This is a genomic window from Acinetobacter sp. 251-1, from assembly GCF_030329305.1.
GTDB classification, from domain to species: domain Bacteria; phylum Pseudomonadota; class Gammaproteobacteria; order Pseudomonadales; family Moraxellaceae; genus Acinetobacter; species Acinetobacter piscicola_A.
Genome location: NZ_JACANS010000006.1, coordinates 1 through 17,549 on the forward strand (window position 1 = coordinate 1; position 17,549 = coordinate 17,549).

17 protein-coding genes are annotated in these 17,549 nt (G+C 37.6%); 8 read left to right on the top strand and 9 right to left on the bottom strand.

Translation table 11 applies throughout. The annotated features are described in order from the left end of the window. The first annotated feature begins 155 nt into the window (after positions 1 to 155). Both HX129_RS05795 and HX129_RS05800 read left to right on the top strand, forming a co-directional pair. A complete protein-coding gene (locus tag HX129_RS05795) occupies positions 156 to 1,313 on the top strand; it encodes a GGDEF domain-containing protein (protein ID WP_286436043.1) in 1,158 nt (385 codons plus the stop codon). Between the two features lie 213 nt (positions 1,314 to 1,526). After that, the gene (locus HX129_RS05800; protein WP_130072971.1) at positions 1,527 to 2,438 is read left to right on the top strand and encodes a polyprenyl synthetase family protein; all 912 of its coding nucleotides are present in this window, start codon (positions 1,527 to 1,529) and stop codon (positions 2,436 to 2,438) included. 104 nt (positions 2,439 to 2,542) lie between these two features. On the opposite strand, the gene HX129_RS05805 is transcribed toward HX129_RS05800, so the two are convergent. The 6 genes from HX129_RS05805 to HX129_RS05830 all read right to left on the bottom strand — a co-directional run bounded on the left by HX129_RS05805 (position 2,543) and on the right by HX129_RS05830 (position 7,631). Then, on the bottom strand, positions 2,543 to 2,725 hold the full coding sequence (locus HX129_RS05805; protein ID WP_130072970.1) for a hypothetical protein: 183 nt from the start codon (positions 2,723 to 2,725) through the stop codon (positions 2,543 to 2,545). Between the two features lie 157 nt (positions 2,726 to 2,882). Beyond that, on the bottom strand, positions 2,883 to 4,379 hold the full coding sequence (putP, locus tag HX129_RS05810; RefSeq protein ID WP_130072969.1) for a sodium/proline symporter PutP: 1,497 nt from the start codon (positions 4,377 to 4,379) through the stop codon (positions 2,883 to 2,885). 158 nt (positions 4,380 to 4,537) lie between these two features. Further along, positions 4,538 to 5,392 carry an SPFH domain-containing protein gene (locus HX129_RS05815; protein ID WP_130072968.1) on the bottom strand — a complete coding sequence of 285 codons (855 nt, stop codon included), beginning with the start codon at positions 5,390 to 5,392 and terminating at the stop codon, positions 4,538 to 4,540. 23 nt (positions 5,393 to 5,415) lie between these two features. Then, entirely contained in the window at positions 5,416 to 5,889 is a 474-nt protein-coding gene (locus HX129_RS05820) for an NfeD family protein (protein ID WP_130072967.1), read from the bottom strand. 131 nt (positions 5,890 to 6,020) lie between these two features. Then, positions 6,021 to 6,938, bottom strand: a complete 918-nt coding sequence (locus tag HX129_RS05825) for a patatin-like phospholipase family protein (RefSeq protein ID WP_174493090.1) — start codon at positions 6,936 to 6,938, stop codon at positions 6,021 to 6,023. 66 nt (positions 6,939 to 7,004) lie between these two features. Continuing rightward, positions 7,005 to 7,631 (bottom strand): lysophospholipid acyltransferase family protein, encoded by a 627-nt coding sequence (locus tag HX129_RS05830; RefSeq protein ID WP_130072965.1) that lies wholly within the window; start codon positions 7,629 to 7,631, stop codon positions 7,005 to 7,007. 134 nt (positions 7,632 to 7,765) lie between these two features. On the opposite strand from HX129_RS05830, the gene HX129_RS05835 reads away from it, so the two are divergent. The 4 genes from HX129_RS05835 to HX129_RS05850 all read left to right on the top strand — a co-directional run bounded on the left by HX129_RS05835 (position 7,766) and on the right by HX129_RS05850 (position 12,900). Continuing rightward, the gene (locus HX129_RS05835; RefSeq protein WP_286436044.1) at positions 7,766 to 9,046 is read left to right on the top strand and encodes an MFS transporter; all 1,281 of its coding nucleotides are present in this window, start codon (positions 7,766 to 7,768) and stop codon (positions 9,044 to 9,046) included. 143 nt (positions 9,047 to 9,189) lie between these two features. Continuing rightward, positions 9,190 to 10,851 (top strand): phosphoethanolamine transferase, encoded by a 1,662-nt coding sequence (locus HX129_RS05840; RefSeq protein ID WP_286436088.1) that lies wholly within the window; start codon positions 9,190 to 9,192, stop codon positions 10,849 to 10,851. A 15-nt stretch (positions 10,852 to 10,866) separates the two neighbouring features. Then, complete coding sequence (locus tag HX129_RS05845; protein ID WP_130072963.1) at positions 10,867 to 11,541, top strand: response regulator transcription factor; 675 nt, start codon at positions 10,867 to 10,869, stop codon at positions 11,539 to 11,541. 27 nt (positions 11,542 to 11,568) lie between these two features. Beyond that, complete coding sequence (locus tag HX129_RS05850) at positions 11,569 to 12,900, top strand: ATP-binding protein (protein WP_180046243.1); 1,332 nt, start codon at positions 11,569 to 11,571, stop codon at positions 12,898 to 12,900. A gap of 40 nt (positions 12,901 to 12,940) precedes the next feature. On the opposite strand, the gene HX129_RS05855 is transcribed toward HX129_RS05850, so the two are convergent. After that, positions 12,941 to 13,585 carry a phosphatase PAP2 family protein gene (locus HX129_RS05855; protein ID WP_502872670.1) on the bottom strand — a complete coding sequence of 215 codons (645 nt, stop codon included), beginning with the start codon at positions 13,583 to 13,585 and terminating at the stop codon, positions 12,941 to 12,943. Positions 13,586 to 13,756: 171 nt separating this feature from the next. Here HX129_RS05855 and HX129_RS05860 point away from each other — a divergent pair, with 171 nt between their 5' ends. Then, on the top strand, positions 13,757 to 14,452 hold the full coding sequence (locus tag HX129_RS05860; protein WP_286436046.1) for an HAD family hydrolase: 696 nt from the start codon (positions 13,757 to 13,759) through the stop codon (positions 14,450 to 14,452). Between the two features lie 72 nt (positions 14,453 to 14,524). Here the strand turns inward: HX129_RS05860 and HX129_RS05865 are convergent, their stop codons facing one another. Then, complete coding sequence (locus HX129_RS05865) at positions 14,525 to 15,712, bottom strand: ammonium transporter (RefSeq protein ID WP_286436047.1); 1,188 nt, start codon at positions 15,710 to 15,712, stop codon at positions 14,525 to 14,527. A gap of 345 nt (positions 15,713 to 16,057) precedes the next feature. Between HX129_RS05865 and HX129_RS05870 the strand changes: the two genes are divergently transcribed. Next, positions 16,058 to 16,963: an AEC family transporter gene (locus HX129_RS05870; protein ID WP_286436048.1), complete on the top strand. Its 906-nt coding sequence runs from the start codon at positions 16,058 to 16,060 to the stop codon at positions 16,961 to 16,963. 21 nt (positions 16,964 to 16,984) lie between these two features. Here HX129_RS05870 and HX129_RS05875 read toward each other — a convergent pair whose 3' ends face one another. Further along, complete coding sequence (locus HX129_RS05875) at positions 16,985 to 17,455, bottom strand: hypothetical protein (protein WP_286436049.1); 471 nt, start codon at positions 17,453 to 17,455, stop codon at positions 16,985 to 16,987. Positions 17,456 to 17,549: the final 94 nt, after the last annotated feature.

Sequence of the window (17,549 nt, forward strand, 5' to 3'; positions counted from 1 at the left end):
TTTTGTGTGTAGGCTTCTTCATTTGAAAATTATATCGCTGAAAAAGCCTTTACAGATAGGTTTGTGCAACAAAGCCTATGTGTGATGTAAATAATATTTTGCTCTTTAAAAATAGACTGAAGCATACACTTAATATGTCAACACGGCAGATGAAAATGAAATTGTGGCGCAAATTCAGTGCATTTATAGGTGGAGAGATTATTCTCAACTGGAATACGCTCACCAAATGTTGTCTAGTGATGATACTAGGTGCCTTGGTCTATGCTCTATGGATTTCATGGTATTTATTTGTTTTTAGTTTCCCGACTTTAAAATATTGGATGAATGTGGATTTATTTTATTCACATTTAACACTTTCTATTATTATTTTCTTTTCATATTTATTGTTAGCATGGTTGGGGTGGAAGTTTAAAAATAATACATGGGTGAAAGATTATTTTCCTTATTTTTCGATTTTATATTTTGGTTCAACATTAATTTATGGCGGTTTTAATATTGGGATTATTAGTCCTGCAACGATAGGAAGTTATATCAGTCTTATGTCTGTTGGTGTAGTTTTATTTGATCGTAAAATAATTTATAGCGCTGCGATTCCGATCTCAATATTTATGTTGAGTGCAATTATTTTAAGTAGCTTGCAACTTATACCCTATGCACCTTTATTTAGCCAAGAACTCAATGGCACCATTTTGTCGGAAAATCCATTTTGGGTGAATAGCATGCTCATTTTGTCTTTTCCGATTTTATTATTTTCGATCATTCTTTTTGAGATATTACTTACGCAATGGCGTAATCGTGAAGCACAGATTCAGAACATGAGTTTATTAGACCCATTGACCAATATTTTTAACCGCCGTAGTTTGGCACAGCGCTTAATGCAAATGCAGCTTGAGCAAACGGCGTATGCATTGGTTTTACTTGATTTAGATCACTTTAAGATGATCAATGATACTTATGGACATGATGTTGGGGATTTGGTGCTGACGAAAGTGGCTAAATTGCTCGATATGCATGTAGGACACGATGATATGGTTGGACGTTTTGGTGGCGAGGAATTTTTATTAATTTTAAACAATAAAAATACTGAGCAAACGATTTTTATTGCTGAACAATGTCGAAAACTGATTGAACAAGAAGAGATTATCCTAGACCACGAGAAAAAACTCTATGTCACTGCCAGTTTTGGTGTTGCCATATCTGAACAAGATCAAAGTAAAGAAGTAGTGTTACGTCAAGCAGATCAGGCATTGTATTTGGCAAAGCATAAAGGACGTAATCAAGTGCGACATTATGCGGAAATACAGCATGATTAAGCTATTGATCTCTATGTTAAAAAGTACATTGATGATGAAGCTGTTGAGTGGTATTTAATGGTCAGTGTACATTTTCAAATATTATCTACCTTTTTCTGCTTCATGACTGAAATAAAGCCTGAAATAGATGCCTCTCTATATATTTCGATGTAGAATGTCATAGGCTTAAAATATTGAGTTAAAGTGACTCATCATTTGAATTTCGAGGCAAAAGTGACCGCAATTTCTAATGTGAATGCAGATGTATTAAAGCAAGCGCAACAGCGTATTCAGCAGGATTTACAAACAGCATTAGAGGCTTTTTCTCTTCCTGAACCTTTGAAATCTGCCGTACATCATGCTGTGATGTTAGGTGGAAAACGTGTCCGACCAGCATTATGTTATGCAACGTCCGCTTTACAAGAAAATAATCAAAATTTTGCGGCTGTACGCCGTGCGGCTGTTGCCATAGAGTTAATACATTGTTATTCATTGGCACATGATGATTTACCTTGTATGGATAATGATTTATTACGTCGAGGACAACCGACATGTCATGCAGCTTTTGGTGAAGATACAGCACTGTTGGCAGGTGATATTTTACAGTCGATGGCATTTGAAGTTTTAGGCAGTCGTTTGTTTGATCAAATGCAAGCGGTTGACAATTCAATTGTATTGAAACAAATGCAAATCTTGGCGACAGCAACCTCAAAAATGGTCTGTGGGCAGGTGTTAGATTTGCAAGCTGAAGGCAAACATGTTGATCAAGCACATTTAGAAAATATTCACCGTAATAAAACAGGTGCATTGATTCAAGCTGCCATCATGATGGCAGCGGTGACCATTTTTAAAGGTGCTGATCCTGCGATTCCACAATTACGCCAGTTTGGACAAGCCATTGGTTTAGCATTCCAAGTTCAAGATGATATTTTAGATGTGATCTCTGACACAGTATCTTTAGGCAAAACCGCGGGTAAAGATGAGCAAGTGGATAAGTCGACCTATCCTGCATTGATGGGTTTAGAAAATGCCAAGCTTTATGCACAACAATTGCATGATCAAGCCTTTGAAGCTTTAGCGTATTTTGCTGAAAATGCTGCGGAACTCAATCAAATTTCGCAGTTTTTATTAGGACGGAAAAGTTAACTTTTTTGTGATGTATGAAGGTCGCAAGTCAATCGATTGACTTGCGATTTTTTTGAAAATTGAATGATTAAACCCCTAAGTATGGCAGATCGCTGAGCCATGTATTATTCGATGAATTGCATTAAAAATTCATAAGCTGCATCACGATCTAAAGGGCGTACTGTTTGCACAATGGTACGAATTTCCTCTTTTGCCCATTTTTCTTTTTCAGCCGCACAGACAAAAGATGCAAGCCAGATAAAAGGTGTATCGTGAGGACGTAGATAAAGACGTTTTAATTTTTTCAAAGCATTGTTCCGAAAATTTATTGGGATGACAGCGTCATCAATATTTTTATAAACTATGATTGTTATAATATAACACTAGATTTATTTTGAATATGAATAAAATGCATAATGGGGCTAATTTAGCCCCATTAATGTGATATTTGTTTAGGTTTTAGACTTATTTTGATGTTCTATAGAGTTGATCTGCTTCATCAAAACGCTGGATCATAGCTGCATTTGGTTTTTTGCTGATTAAACTTACAACAACAATTGCAATCATTGAGGCAATAAAGCCCGGGATAATGGCGTAAAGTTCTGTTGCGATGAGCGCAGGCACCGTCACCCACAGAATAACCACGATCGCACCGACCACCATACCTGCGATTGCACCAGATAAAGTCATGCGTTTCCAGAACAATGAGAAGATGATTAATGGTCCAAATGCTGCACCAAAACCTGCCCATGCATTTGCCACTAAGCCAAGGACTTCAGAGTCTGGATCATGCGCTAAAACAATGGCTAAGATAGCAATCAGCAAGACCATTAAACGTCCAACCCAAACCAATTCTTTTTGTGAAGCAGATTTACGGATAAATGCTTTATAAAAGTCTTCGGTCAAGGTACTTGAACAGACCAATAACTGACAGCTTAATGTACTCATTACTGCGGCTAAAATCGCTGCCAATACAATACCCGCTACCCATGGATTAAATAAAATTTTGGTGAGTTCAATAAAAATCAGTTCATGATTGGCACTGACATTGCCTGCGAGCTCAGGATGTAGATAGAAAAATGCAATACCAAAGAAACCTGCTGCAACTGCGCCTCCGAGACATAAGGTCATCCATGTCATGCCAATACGGCGTGCATTTGGAATAGATTTGATCGAATCAATGGCCATAAAGCGCACTAAAATATGCGGTTGACCAAAATAGCCTAAACCCCATGCAAGCGATGAAATCACTGCAACGGTACTTAAATTGGTAAATAAATCTAAAGCATGTGGACGAGCAGCTTCTAAAGCAACAGTGACCTGTGACAAATCACCAATACTTAAAATCGTGACAATTGGCGTAAGTAATAATGCAAAAATCATGAGTGTCGCTTGAATCGTATCCGTCCAACTCACAGCCAAGAATCCACCAATAAATACATAACTGATGGTGGCAATAGCACTAATCCAAAGTGCTGTGTTATAAGACATATCAAACATGCCTTCGAACAAACGTGCACCTGCGACCATACCCGATGCGCAATACACCGCAAAGAAGATTAAAATCACCACCGCAGAAATCACACGTAATACTTTTTTACGGTCATCAAAACGATTTGAAAAATAATCGGGTAAGGTGAGTGCATTATTTTGTACTTCAGTATGGACACGTAAACGTCCCGCAACCAAAAACCAATTCAGCCATGCACCAATAATCAGACCGATGGCGATCCACATTTTAGATAAACCGAACAGATAAATGGCACCAGGTAAACCCATGAGTAACCAACCACTCATATCAGATGCGCCTGCGGATAATGCAGTGACAAAGCTACCTAAACGGCGTCCACCTAAGATATAGTCGGAAAAATCTTTGGTTGCACGATATGCCAATAAGCCAATCACAATCATGGCGACAATATAGAACATAAAGGTTATTAGGGTGGGATTTAAGGAGCTCATACGCAGTCCAAGTGTATGTAAGACAACAATTTGAAATAGTTTATTTCAAAAAATAACGTGAAATTTAAGCACAAATTAACAATATTTGCTGACTAATTATTGTGCATAAGAAAAAATAGGCAGTCTTAAAACTACCTATTTTACTGAAAAATAATAAATTAGTTATTTCTTCCCATTACACCACGAATGGTATTTAACACATCTGCGGGCAATACAACCGTTTTCGCATTATTCGATTTTGCCATATCTTGCATGGCTTTTACGTACTGTTCACCTAACAAATATGCCACAGGGATTTCTTTGTCTCCTACCGCAGAAGTCACCATTGAAATGGCTTTTTGTGATGCTTCTGCTAATACCACTTGTGCTTCAGCATCACGGCGAGAGGCTTCTAAACGTCCATCTGCTTCTAAAATTGCAGCCTGTTTTTCACCATCCGCTTTGGTTACAGTTGCGCGGCGTTGACGTTCAGCTGCAGCCTGAGCTTCCATCGCCGATTGCATGGTGGTCGAGGGTTGAATATCTTGAATTTCCACAGTTTTAAGAGTAATTCCCCAGTCTGAAATATCATCGGAAATTGCAGCTTTAAGTTTGGCTTTGATATGGTCACGTGATGACAAGGCATCATCTAAATCCATTTCACCAACGATAGAACGTAATGAGGTTTGTACTAGATTTTGAATTGCCCATGTATAATTTTCAATCCCATAGACCGCTTTTTCAGGTGTGGTGATATTGATATAAGCCACAGCATTCATCAGTAATACTGCATTATCACGAGTAATCACTTCTTGAGAAGGAATATCCAAAACAATATCTTTGGTGGTGATTTTATAAGCGACGTCATCTACATAAGGAATAATAAAATTTAGCCCTGGACTGAGGGTACTGTCATATTTCCCTAAACGCTGTACGATCCACTTATAACCTTGTGGGACAATACGAACACCTTTGAATATGGTGACGATGACCAATGCAGAAAGAGCAACTGCAATAATTGAACCAATTGACATGTTTATTCCTCTTTTCTAAAAAATTATAATGGTGTTTGAGTGCTTTGATGGGGTTGAATGACCAGATCATTTCCTGAAATATCAACAACGCGGACACGATCACCCACTGCAACAGGGGAGAGAGTTCGACAATTCCATTCATCAGCACCTAAAATAGGCATGGGAAAGCGGACTTTGACATGATCATGTGTTAAATCTGTTTGAATGACCATACCCACTTGACCGATGGTGGACTCACGGGCAAGACCTGCTTTAGTTTTATCTATAGATAAGGGTTTAATAAATTTAAACCAAAAAAGAGTACAACTGATCGAAAGGATGATCCAAAAAATAATTTGGGTAGTTAAAGATAGACTAGGGAAAAGCCAAAAAAGAATGGCAACCAATATCGCTGCAACCCCAAACCACAGTGCAGCAAAAGAAGGCAGAATCAGTTCAAAGAGGATTAACAACACACCTAAAACTAACCAATGCCAAGGTTCTATTATAAAATTCATACGTCTACTCTAATTGTAATCATGGAGATAGATGACGAATCATCTCAATCAATGTAACAGATCGCGGTCAGAATGAATATTAAAAAATGACCAACTTCTCTGATGAAAAGTTGGTTACAGTGATGAAAAAATTAGATTCTTGCTTTAAGTGCGGGTTGTAGTGCAGCCGGGGATTTTTTAAAATTGTTAATAGCCGTTTGAATTGCAGTAATTTTCAACTGTGCAGCTTTTTCCCCTTCCAAAATCGCTTGATTACTCGCTGTTAAGTCCAAAGTCCCTAAATGTCCCACTTTGGGTTGGATCACGATATTGGCTTGAGCAAGTTCTGACTGAATACTTTGTTGTCCCATAATGTTAATGGTCTGATCGAGTAAGCCCCACATATTCATGGGTTGGCTGCCTGAAGGACGTGCAGAAATATCGACTGCAATCACAATATCAGCACCCATATTTTTCGCAGTTTGTACTGGAATTGGACTGACTAAGCCACCATCGACATATTTAGTCTTGCCAATAGTTGCGGGTACAAAGACATTAGGAATACTACATGAAGCACGGACAGCTTGACCTGCATTTCCTTTGATGAATTCTGCTTTTTTACCATTGTCTAAGCGGGTTGCCACGGCTGCAAAACGAATTGGAAATTTTTCAATGGGTTTATTGGCCACATGACTATTGACATAATTTTGCAGCTTTTCACCCAAAATAATCCCTTGACGATTAAGGGTTAAGTCACGCAGATCTGACTCTTTGAGCTGTAGGGCAATTTGCTGCATTTGATAAGGTGTTTTACCACTAGCATAAATACTACCGACAAAACTCCCTGCACTTGTTCCTGTCACAATTTTGGGTTTAATACCATGTGACTCAAGTACTTTGATTACACCAATATGGGCGAAGCCTTTGGCACCACCACCGCCTAAAGCAAGTGCAATCACAGGTTCACGGGCTTTGATTGCTGTGGTTGTGGGTGGTGTTTTTGTGGTTTTATCACAGCCTACCAATGCCAGACCAAGTAAGCTGATGAGTCCAAAGAGTTTGATATGCATGTGCGTTATCTATTCATAAATTAAACAAAATATGCGCAACATCACAACAGATTACGTCATGATTTTCTAGCGCTTTTTAAACAGTTTTTGTAACGGTTTAGCCAATCGGGCAGGATTTTTGGGTGAAAAATTGCCCTGATAATGACTGAAAATTTGCGCTAAGTCTGCATCATAGTCGCCTGTAGGGGTGAATACACCTAAGCAACGAATCATTTTTTGCTCATAATCAAAAGCAAACATGACAATTGGAATATGTGCACCCATGGCAATATGATAAAAACCACTTTTGATTTTTTCAGCTTGTTTGCGTGTCCCTTCAGGCGCGAGGGCAATCCAAATTTTATCCGTAGATTGAATGGCATTGACAATTTGTTGGGTCAAGCCATGTGGGGAGTCACGTTGTACAGGAATCACCCCCATCCATTTAAATAGCTTATCCAATGGCGGTTTAAATAAACTGTCTTTGCCAAAGATCGTGACTTTTAAGCCAATGCCGAGCATGGCTAAGAATGCATACAATCCATCAAAATTGGATGTATGTGGCGAAACAATAGCAACAGCTTTAGGGATATTGGGAAATTGTCCTTCAAAGCGCCATCCTTGTGCGAGATATAAATTTTTAAAAAAAGCACGGCTTTTTGGTGTTCCACGATGTGGAACTTGATCGGGTAATTGTGGAAAATTTATTGCCATTGTTGTTTACATAACACTAAAAATCACTGTAAATATGCATTTTTCATAGATAATAGTACATGGATAAATTGTAATTATCCAACAACATTATCTACTCTAAAAGATCGCCAATTGGTTGAAAGGTCAATATTGTTATGCCCAAAGCCCCCCGTTTGTATGTCCTGTTGTTTTCTTTATATTGGGCACAAGGATTACCTGTTGGTTTTATGACACATGCTTTGCCTGTGATTTTAAGGGCACAAGGGGTGTCACTGACCCATATTGGTGGTTTTGGTTTGCTGATGGCACCTTGGGCGATGAAAGTCCTGTGGGCACCTTGGGTTGACCGTTATGGTGCATTGGGGTTTGGGCATTATCGGAGTTGGATTATTCCCTGTCAGTTACTGACCGTTGCTATTTTAATTGTTTTATCTTATTTGCCCATTCAAGCTTTAAATGAGCCTGTATATTTATTGGGATTTTTTATTACTTTATTGTTGATGAATGGCATTGGTGCCACCCAAGATATTGCCACAGATGCTTTGGCAGTCAATATTCTCAAAGGAGAACAACAACATTGGGGCAATATGTTCCAAGTGGTGGGGTCTCGTTTAGGATTTATTGTTGGTGGTGGGGTGATTTTGTGGGCATTGGACAGTTTGACATGGCAAACGACTTTTTTAATTTTAGCTGCAATCGTATTTTTAAATATTGTGCCTGCTTTATTTTATCGAGAACCACAACATCATTTACACTTAGAGCAATCTAAACCAAGGGAACAGGCTGAGAGCAAAGCACCTTTCATGCAGCAAATCTCAGAATATTTACAGTATTTTTTAAACACTAAAGTCATGTTGTATTGGTTCATTGTATTATGCACGATCAAAATTGCGGATGGTTTGTCAGGTCCAATTAGCAAGCCACTCATGGTGGATTTAGGTTTAACGTATTCACAAATTGGTGTTTACATCACCATGTTAGGGGCAGGGGCTGCATTATGTGGTGCAGGTTTAGCGAGTCTTTATTTACAGTATTTTTCACGTGTTCGTGCACTAATTTTATTCTCTTTTTTTAAAGTATTGAGTTTGCTTGCTTATGCATGGCTCGCATATCAATTCCAACAAAAAACTGCAGTTTCGCATCTGACTATTTATTTTATCAATGCTGTCGATGATATGTTTGCCGCCATGCTTTTGGTGGTGATTTTGACTTTGATAATGCAATATAGCCGTAAAACGCATGCAGGAACAGATTTTACCTTTCAGGTCTCTGTGATGGCGGCAGTAAGTGGCATGCTGTATAGTCTCAGTGGAATCTTGGGCGATGTGATGGGATATTTTGATTATTTTATCTTGATGAGTTGTGTTGCTCTCCTGTGTTTATTGCCCATTTTTCTATGGATGAAGCAAGTGCATCTAAAAATAGATGAAAATTAAACTATTGGTAAAATGCCAAATTGTGCAAATTTATGTATTTCAGTGATTTATCTCTATTTCTTAAGGCTATTTCAGTTTAAATTAAGTCTTTCTTAAGGTTCAATTTTTACAGTTGATTATCTTTTATGCATGATCAGACTGAGATGTTGGGATTCTTACAAAAACGATTCAATCAAAAAATAACGGTTTCATTTACTGTTTTTACTTTAGCTATGGCGGTCTGGTTAGGGGTATGTTTAAATTTTGCTTTTTATCGTCAAATTCATAATTTAACGCCATATCAAGGTATTAAATCCTATGCTTTTCTAGCTGCTACAGCCTTAATTTTAATCGCATTATATAATCTGATTTTACAAATCTTGGGTTGGAAGTGGACACTCAAAGCAATTACCGTTTTACTGGTATTTATTGGTGGATTCAGTGCCTATTTTGTGAATTCATTGGGTGTGGTGATTTCTCCTGATCAAATTCAAAATATGATGCAGACAGACCCTGCAGAAGTACGTGATCTGGTTTCACTCCGTTTTATTTTATGGTCGATTGCTTTTGTGGTTTTACCCATCGCATTGATTTTTTGGGTCAATATTCGTGATGAGTCGATTTCGAAAACCTTGCTGAAAAAGTTAGCCAGTAGTATTGCTTCTTTGGCAGTAATCGGTTCATTGTTATTTGTCTATTATGTCGATTTTGCTGCAATTTTTCGTGAGCATCGAGATTTAAAAGGCATGATTTCCCCACAAAATGTGTTTGCTGCAACCAGTTCTTATTTCCATAAAAGAGCGCCAAAGGAAAATTTACCTTTAATTCGTTATGGTGAAGATGCACATTTGGTTGAAGACACCTCAACACAAAAACATCCGAAATTGATGGTATTGGTGGTCGGTGAAACCGCACGTGCTGAAAGCTTTGCTTTAGATGGTTATCATAAAAATACCAATCCTGAATTGTCTAAACAGGCAGGTCTGATTAATTATAGTCAGGTGAGTTCATGTGGTACAGCCACAGCAGTGTCAGTACCTTGTATGTTCTCAGGAATGCCACGTCTTGAATATGATGAGCACTTAGCAAGCCATCGTGAAGGACTACTCGATATTGCACAACGTGCAGGTTATAAAGTGACGTGGATTGATAATAACTCTGGCTGTAAAGGCACATGTAATCGTGTAGAACAGTATAAAATTCCTGAAAATCTAAAACAAAAATGGTGTAAAGAAGGAGAGTGTCTAGATGGTGTTTTGGTGGACAGCTTAAAACAATATATTTCAACGATTCCGAAAAATGATGTATCACCGCATTTGATTGTATTACATCAGATGGGTAGCCATGGTCCTGCTTATTATAAACGTGCACCTCAAGCGTTTCAGGTATTTCATCCAACCTGTGATACCAACGCGATTCAAGGCTGTACACGTGAGGAATTATTAAACAGTTATGACAATAGTATTGTGTATACTGACCATGTGCTGAATCAAGTGATTGAAGTTTTAAAAACACAAACGCAATATAGAACAGGTTTTTGGTATTTGTCTGATCATGGTGAGTCTACAGGTGAGCATGGTATGTATTTACATGGCGCGCCGTATTCAATTGCACCGAGTCAACAAACCCACGTACCGATGATGATGTGGTTCTCTGACAGTTGGAAACAAGCACATGCTGAACAAGTCAATTGTTTGGCGCAACAAAAGGCAAAAACCTTGAGTCAGGATAATTTATTTCCAAGTTTGTTAAGTCTGTTGGGTGTTAAAACCCAAGTGATTAATCAAAATCATAATATGCTCAGCCAATGTGCTGTACGTAGTTAATACAGGATGCCAAACATGACTAAAATCTTAATGATTGAAGATGACTTTATGATTGCTGAATCAACGCTCACCTTGTTGCGTTTTCATCAATATGAAGTGGAATGGGTCAATAATGGCTTGGATGGGTTAAAACAGTTGACCCATCAACAATTTGATTTGATTTTATTAGACTTAGGTCTGCCAATGATGGATGGCATGCAAGTATTGAAGCAAATTCGACAACGGGTAGCAACGCCTGTATTGATCATTTCTGCACGAGATCAACTGCAAAATCGTGTAGATGGATTAAATCAAGGCGCAGATGATTATTTGATTAAACCGTATGAATTTGAAGAATTAATTGCACGTATCCAAGCATTATTACGTCGTTCGAATCAAACACAAGCACTACAATCAGGTGCTGAAATCCTAAAAAATGGAGATTTGGTACTCGATGTAGAGCAGCATCTTGCAACTTTTAAAGGTGAACTGGTCGAATTGTCTAAACGTGAATGGGCAATCTTAATTCCACTGATGACACACCCAAATAAAATATTTTCTAAAACCAATTTAGAAGATAAGTTATATGCTTTAGACAGTGAAATTAATAGCAATACCATTGAAGTCTATGTGCATCATATTCGTTCAAAATTAGGTAAAAACATTATTCGTACTATTCGTGGTTTGGGCTATCGTTTTGGTCAAGCCTAATATTTTGGAAAAATTTGAAATAAAAGTATGACAGAAAAACAGCATTATTCTCTTAGAAGGCGCTTAATTACATATGTCTCGCTCTTTAGCGCGCTCATGGGTTGCCTGCTCATTTTTACTGCTTATAAAACGTCATTACATGAAATCACTGAAATTTTAGATGAACAAATGGTGTATTTGGCGGAACGTGTTGCCAAAAATCCACGTCCATTAGAAAGTCAATTTAATCATCAAAAACGTTATCATGAAGAAGATTTGTTTATCGATGTTTGGGCGTACAATGAGCGTAAAGACCTCAGTCATGATGAACATTATTTGATTGAACCGAAAAGTAAAGCAGGCTTCTATACCCAAGAAACTGAAAATGGTACTTGGATTGCTTATGTTTTACCTACGCCACAATATCAAATTCAAATTAGTCAACAACTCAAAGTGCGTAAAGAGCTGGCGTTTGAGTTAGCAGGTACAATGTTTTTGCCTTATTTGTTGATTATGCCTTTTGCCTTGTTTGCATTGGTATTCATTATTCGTAGAAGCTTAAAGCCTTTAGAAGCGTTTAAATCTGAACTGTCGTTGCGTGATTCAAATAGTTTATCTTCGATTCAAAGTAGTCATTATCCCGAAGAGCTTGTGCCTACTATTAATGAAATGAATCATTTATTTGAACGTATTTCTATTGCTCAACAAGAACAACGCCAATTTGTCGCTGATGCTGCACATGAGTTACGGACACCGATTACAGCACTCAACTTACAAACCAAGATTTTGATTAGCCAATTGCCTGATGACCCTAATTTATTGAATTTAAGTAAAGGTTTGGCACGGATGCAGCATTTGGTCACCCAACTCTTGGCACTTGCCAAACAAGATGCTTCGTTGAAATACGAGCGACCCGCGACTACTTTTCAGTTAAATGATGTTGCATTTAATTGTGTTGAACAATTGCTTAATCTTGCGATGCAAAAAGACATAGATCTTGGATTTTTACGCAATGATCCTGTACAGATGTTTAGTGTTGAACAAAGTGTGCATTCAATTATTTTTAATTTAATTGATAATGCCATTAAATATACCCCTGATACAGGTGTGATCAATATTTCTGTATTTGAAGATGGGCATGGTTCAGCATTTGTTAAAATTGAGGACAGTGGTCCGGGAATCGAACCAGAGTTATATGAAAAAGTGCTGAAACGCTTTTATCGAATCCATCATCACTTAGAAGTAGGCAGTGGTCTAGGATTGTCGATTGTAGAAAAAGCAGTACAACATTTGGGTGGACTACTGACTTTATCGCGCAGTGAAGAACTCGGTGGTTTAGAGGTTCTGGTTAAATTACCGATGCAATTGAGTGATCAGTAAATCGTTGAAATGAGGTGAAAATACGGTTTCACCTCATCAATTATTGTGCATGTTTTTGAAATTTTTTATAGAAAATGGCATACAAAACAGCATTTAAACTAAATATAATCCAAGCTGTCCATAGATTGTGACTGAGAAAATGTGCGCCTCGCATCATTTGCCCCCAACCCATAATAAAGCCTAAAGTTAGACCGAAAAATAAGAAGAGATAGGCACATTTTTTTGAACTTAAACGATAGACAAAAAATCCAGTCATCAGTGCAAAGCCTGTACTGGCATGCCCACCTGGAAAACAGTGTCCATGTGTTGCAGTCAAGTCCCAAATAAATCCTGTAGGGGTTGCTTGTGTCATATTCCATGGACAAGCATGCTGCGATTGAGATTTTAATAATCCAACGACACCTGTACACAATATACTGACCCAAAACATATAGCCATATTGCCAACGATATGGTTTTAATTTTTCAACCTTAAATGAAGCTAACCATAAAAATAAAAAACTCAGATAAACTAAAATCAAAATATTTTTCAGGTGTTTATGATTCCAATGTACCAAATAATAGTTATCACGATAGGTAAAATGTCCAAATTGATCTATCCAAGGTCGAATCAAATTTTGGTCAATTGTGCCACCAACAGGAAAATAACAGAGCAGAATCACACCGGATATCAAACTGACTGTCATACAAGACAGCATAAATTTTTGAAAATTTGAGAAAACCATATCGGATAAAATGCAAATGTGAAATGAAAATATAGTTTATGATTTAAGCAATTAAAACTTAAATGAGTATTAATCTATACAATTTCATCATATCGAAATTTGGTCTTATTGTTGTGCAACTGAAAAAATACCATGAAAATTCAAGCAGTACTTTTTGATTTAGACAATACGTTGACCCACCGAGATCAGAGCGTGGTGGTGTATGCACAACGCTTTTTAAATGACTTTTCACATCATTTAGCCACATCTGAACTAGAAAAAACCGTGCATATCATCCGTTATATTGACAATGGTGGTTATCCTAAAAAAGAACGTTTAACACATCCGAGTATTGCTGCTTCAGTGGGGCAGGCTTTAATAGATACTTTGACTTGGAATACATTACCCAAGCTCGATGAACTTACTCAATATTGGTTTGAGCAATTTGGCATGGCTGCGGTTGCAATGCAGGGTGCAGCAGATTTATTACAATATTTAAAGCAAGAAAATTATAAATTAGCGGTGATTTCCAATGGTGGACATGCAACCCGTTTAAAAATTCTACAGGGTTTGGGCTTTGCTCATTATTTTGATCAGATTATCAGTTCGGAATTGGTGGGCATCAGTAAGCCTAAACCTGAAATATTTTTAGACACTTGTCAGCGTTTACATATACAGCCACAACAGGCTTTATATATTGGTGATCATCCAGTGAATGATTATGCAGGTGCAACAGGTGCAGGTCTCAATGCATTATTGCTGAACGGCTTTCATGAAAATGTTGCACATATTCCACAACGGATTGATGAATTAAAGCAAGTTTTAGATTATTTATCTCTTAAAGATTGAGATAAAAAACCTCCTGAGAGCAGGAGGTAGTGGTGATTTAGAGCCAAAACACAAGAGCAGCATAATTTGTACTTAAAAAATAGCATCCTCTGAATTTGCTGAAATTTTATGAATAGATAAATCAGCACCACGAAATTCTTCTTCTTGGCTTAAACGAATACCCATCGTCACTTTTAAAATACCATAGACTGCAAAAGCACCAAGCAACGCAATAATAATGGCAAAGATTGTACCGAAGATCTGCGATAACATCGAAACACCGCCTAAACCGCCCAACCAAGTTTGACCGAATAGACCCACAGCAATACCACCAAAGGCACCACATACCCCATGTAAAGGCCATACGCCGAGTACGTCGTCCACTTTTAAGCGGTTTTGTGTATAAGTAAATAACTTAACGAAGAAGAAGCCTGCAAATATCCCGATGAATAAAGCACTCATAGGATGAACAATGTCAGAGCCTGCACAGATCGCAACTAAACCAGCCAATGGACCATTATGTAAAAAACCAGGGTCTTCTTTGCCGAAGAAATTGGCTGCAATTGTTCCCCCGACCATCGCCATCAGTGAGTTGATTGCGACTAATCCTGAAATAGCATCTAAACGTTGTGCGCTCATGACATTGAAACCAAACCAACCCACAATCAAAATCCATGAACCAAGTGCTAAAAATGGAATAGATGAAGGTGGATGTGCACTGATGCGTCCATCTTTTTTATAACGACCATGTCGAGCGCCTAGTAAAATTACGGCTGCAAGTGCCATCCATCCGCCCATTGCATGTACAACAACTGAACCTGCAAAGTCATGAAAAGATGCACCAAATGCATTTTTTAACCAATCTTGTAATCCAAAATTACCATTCCATGCAATGCCTTCAAAAAAAGGATAAACCAAGGCAACTAAAAACAAAGTCGCAATCGCTTGAGTACGCATTTTGGCACGTTCAGCAATTCCCCCTGAAATAATGGCAGGAATAGCTGCTGCAAAAGTCAGTAAAAAGAAACAGCGCATCAAGTTGTAACCATGCTCAGCGGAAAGTTGTATGCCTGAATGGAAAAAGTGTTGACCATAAGCGATGTAATAGCCCACAAAAAAATAAGCAATCGCTGAAATAGAAAAGTCAGTCAAAATTTTACTCAGTGCATTGACTTGGTTTTTGTGGCGTACAGTACCAAGTTCTAAAAATGCAAATCCTGCATGCATTGCAAGTACAAGGATCGCACCGAGTAGAAGGAAAAGTAGATCAATATTTTGCATAAGGGCTCTGATTTGGTGCTGAATGTTACAGTTTGGTTCAAGTATAACGAGCTATTTGTGGGCGTGAAGAGGGGAAAGACGGGAAAAATTGATCAAAAATGGAGAAGAAGCTGCAAGACTCGATATAAAGCAAAACCCTGCACTAAGTTGGATTTTTTGCATTATTTCGGTGCGTTTAAAAAAATATGTATTATTTTAAGTTTTGAAAAATATGGTATTATTTTTTGTGTAAGGCATGTGTAAAATAAAAGGCTATATAAAAATAAAAACATAAATAAATTTTTTTTGCTCAATGCTGTAAAGTTCTAATTCTTGCATTTTAATATTGCATTTTTAGGATACGGCATGACTCAGATCTTCCTCTCATTATTTCCTTTATTGGCTTTAATTTTGGGGGGGAATATTCTAGAAAGAACAAAATTTTTAACGGATGGTTTTTGGAGTGGTGCAGAAAAACTCAATTATTATCTGCTATTTCCTGCAATGCTATTTGCTAATTTATCGACAGCGACGATTCATTTAGGCATGATCAAAACCATTTTTACGGTTTTGATTTCTATTTTGCTGATTACCTGTATCGTATTATATGTCATTCGTGCGACGCAAAAAACCGATGCTGCACGTTTTGGTGTCTATATGCAGAGCATGGTACGCTTTAATACGTATATGGGTTTAGCTATTGTTGCTGCATTATTTAGTCAACAGGGCATGACCATTTTAGCCATTACTTTGGCAATGTGCATTCCGATTGTAAATGTCTTATCTGTATTGGCGCTCACTCGACAGGACAATATGGATGCTCAATCTATTTTACTTTCTGTGTTGAAAAACCCCTTAATTATGGCGTGTGTGGTGGGGATTGCCTTTAATTTTTCAGGTCTGAGTTTATGGGCAGGCTTTACAGATTTAATTAGACAGTTGGCAATATGCAGTTTACCTTTGGGTTTGCTCTGTGTCGGTGCAGCTTTACAATTTACCGAGCTAAAAAAAGAGCTTTGGGTTTTATTCTTAAATACTTTTGCTCGATTGCTGATCATGCCAGCACTCGCTTATATGGTGTGTAGATTTTTACATTTAAGCCAACTTGAAACCCAAGTTTTAGTCCTGTTTTTTGCATTACCGACCGCCTCGGCATCTTATATTTTAACTAAGGTTTTGGGTGGGGATCATCAATTGATGGCTGGGGTAATCAGCTTGCAAACCTTATGTTCAGCATTTACTTTACCGCTCGTTTTGCTTTGGGTGATGTAGTCTAGGCTGAGTTTTCAAATTTTATATTTGTCCACAGAAATATTGAAATAATTGAATTTCTAAGAAGTCAGCAATTTTTTGTTGCTCTAAAATCGGCTGTGCAGTAAAGATCAAAAAAGTCTCTAAATAACAAAATTCATCCATGAGATGGAAAATGATATTTTGTAATTGATTACTTTTGAGTAACAGGCATGGGCTCATTCCTGAAAAATATAAAATGCTATCTGTATGCTGTAATACTCGAAAATTGGCTTGATGTAGAAGGTCGTGCGTGAGCTGGGCATCAATGGGAGTGGTATAAGGGAAGTCTACTTTTTGAATATCTACAGGAATCAGCTCCCAATCAATTTGACTGGTCGAGCCTCGCCAAAACGATGTTAAATATTGGTTAATATGTTCTGTGATTTCAATATCTAAGCTTTTATATGAAATAGCAAAGCGATCTAAAAAAGCGCATATTTCAGATAAAAGCTGTTTTTTATGATGAGACATTTTAATTTTGCTTGTTGAAAAGTGATTGAGTTTTATAAAGAAAGCCCACCGTAGTGAGCTTTCTTTATTGAATCAAATGTGTAAGTCAATCAAA

Excerpts from the sequence above, each read along its gene's own strand:
- HX129_RS05860 (WP_286436046.1), top strand. The coding sequence starts at position 13,757 with ATGAAAATTCAAGCAGTACTTTTTGATTTAGACAATACGTTGACCCAC.
- HX129_RS05855 (WP_502872670.1), bottom strand. The coding sequence starts at position 13,585 with ATGACAGTCAGTTTGATATCCGGTGTGATTCTGCTCTGTTATTTTCCT.
- HX129_RS05875 (WP_286436049.1), bottom strand. The coding sequence starts at position 17,455 with ATGTCTCATCATAAAAAACAGCTTTTATCTGAAATATGCGCTTTTTTA.
- putP (WP_130072969.1), bottom strand. The coding sequence starts at position 4,379 with ATGAGCTCCTTAAATCCCACCCTAATAACCTTTATGTTCTATATTGTC.
- HX129_RS05795 (WP_286436043.1), top strand. The coding sequence starts at position 156 with ATGAAATTGTGGCGCAAATTCAGTGCATTTATAGGTGGAGAGATTATT.
- HX129_RS05845 (WP_130072963.1), top strand. The coding sequence starts at position 10,867 with ATGACTAAAATCTTAATGATTGAAGATGACTTTATGATTGCTGAATCA.
- HX129_RS05835 (WP_286436044.1), top strand. The coding sequence starts at position 7,766 with ATGCCCAAAGCCCCCCGTTTGTATGTCCTGTTGTTTTCTTTATATTGG.
- HX129_RS05820 (WP_130072967.1), bottom strand. The coding sequence starts at position 5,889 with ATGAATTTTATAATAGAACCTTGGCATTGGTTAGTTTTAGGTGTGTTG.
- HX129_RS05830 (WP_130072965.1), bottom strand. The coding sequence starts at position 7,631 with ATGGCAATAAATTTTCCACAATTACCCGATCAAGTTCCACATCGTGGA.
- HX129_RS05865 (WP_286436047.1), bottom strand. The coding sequence starts at position 15,712 with ATGCAAAATATTGATCTACTTTTCCTTCTACTCGGTGCGATCCTTGTA.
- HX129_RS05825 (WP_174493090.1), bottom strand. The coding sequence starts at position 6,938 with ATGCATATCAAACTCTTTGGACTCATCAGCTTACTTGGTCTGGCATTG.
- HX129_RS05815 (WP_130072968.1), bottom strand. The coding sequence starts at position 5,392 with ATGTCAATTGGTTCAATTATTGCAGTTGCTCTTTCTGCATTGGTCATC.
- HX129_RS05850 (WP_180046243.1), top strand. The coding sequence starts at position 11,569 with ATGACAGAAAAACAGCATTATTCTCTTAGAAGGCGCTTAATTACATAT.
- HX129_RS05870 (WP_286436048.1), top strand. The coding sequence starts at position 16,058 with ATGACTCAGATCTTCCTCTCATTATTTCCTTTATTGGCTTTAATTTTG.
- HX129_RS05840 (WP_286436088.1), top strand. The coding sequence starts at position 9,190 with ATGTTGGGATTCTTACAAAAACGATTCAATCAAAAAATAACGGTTTCA.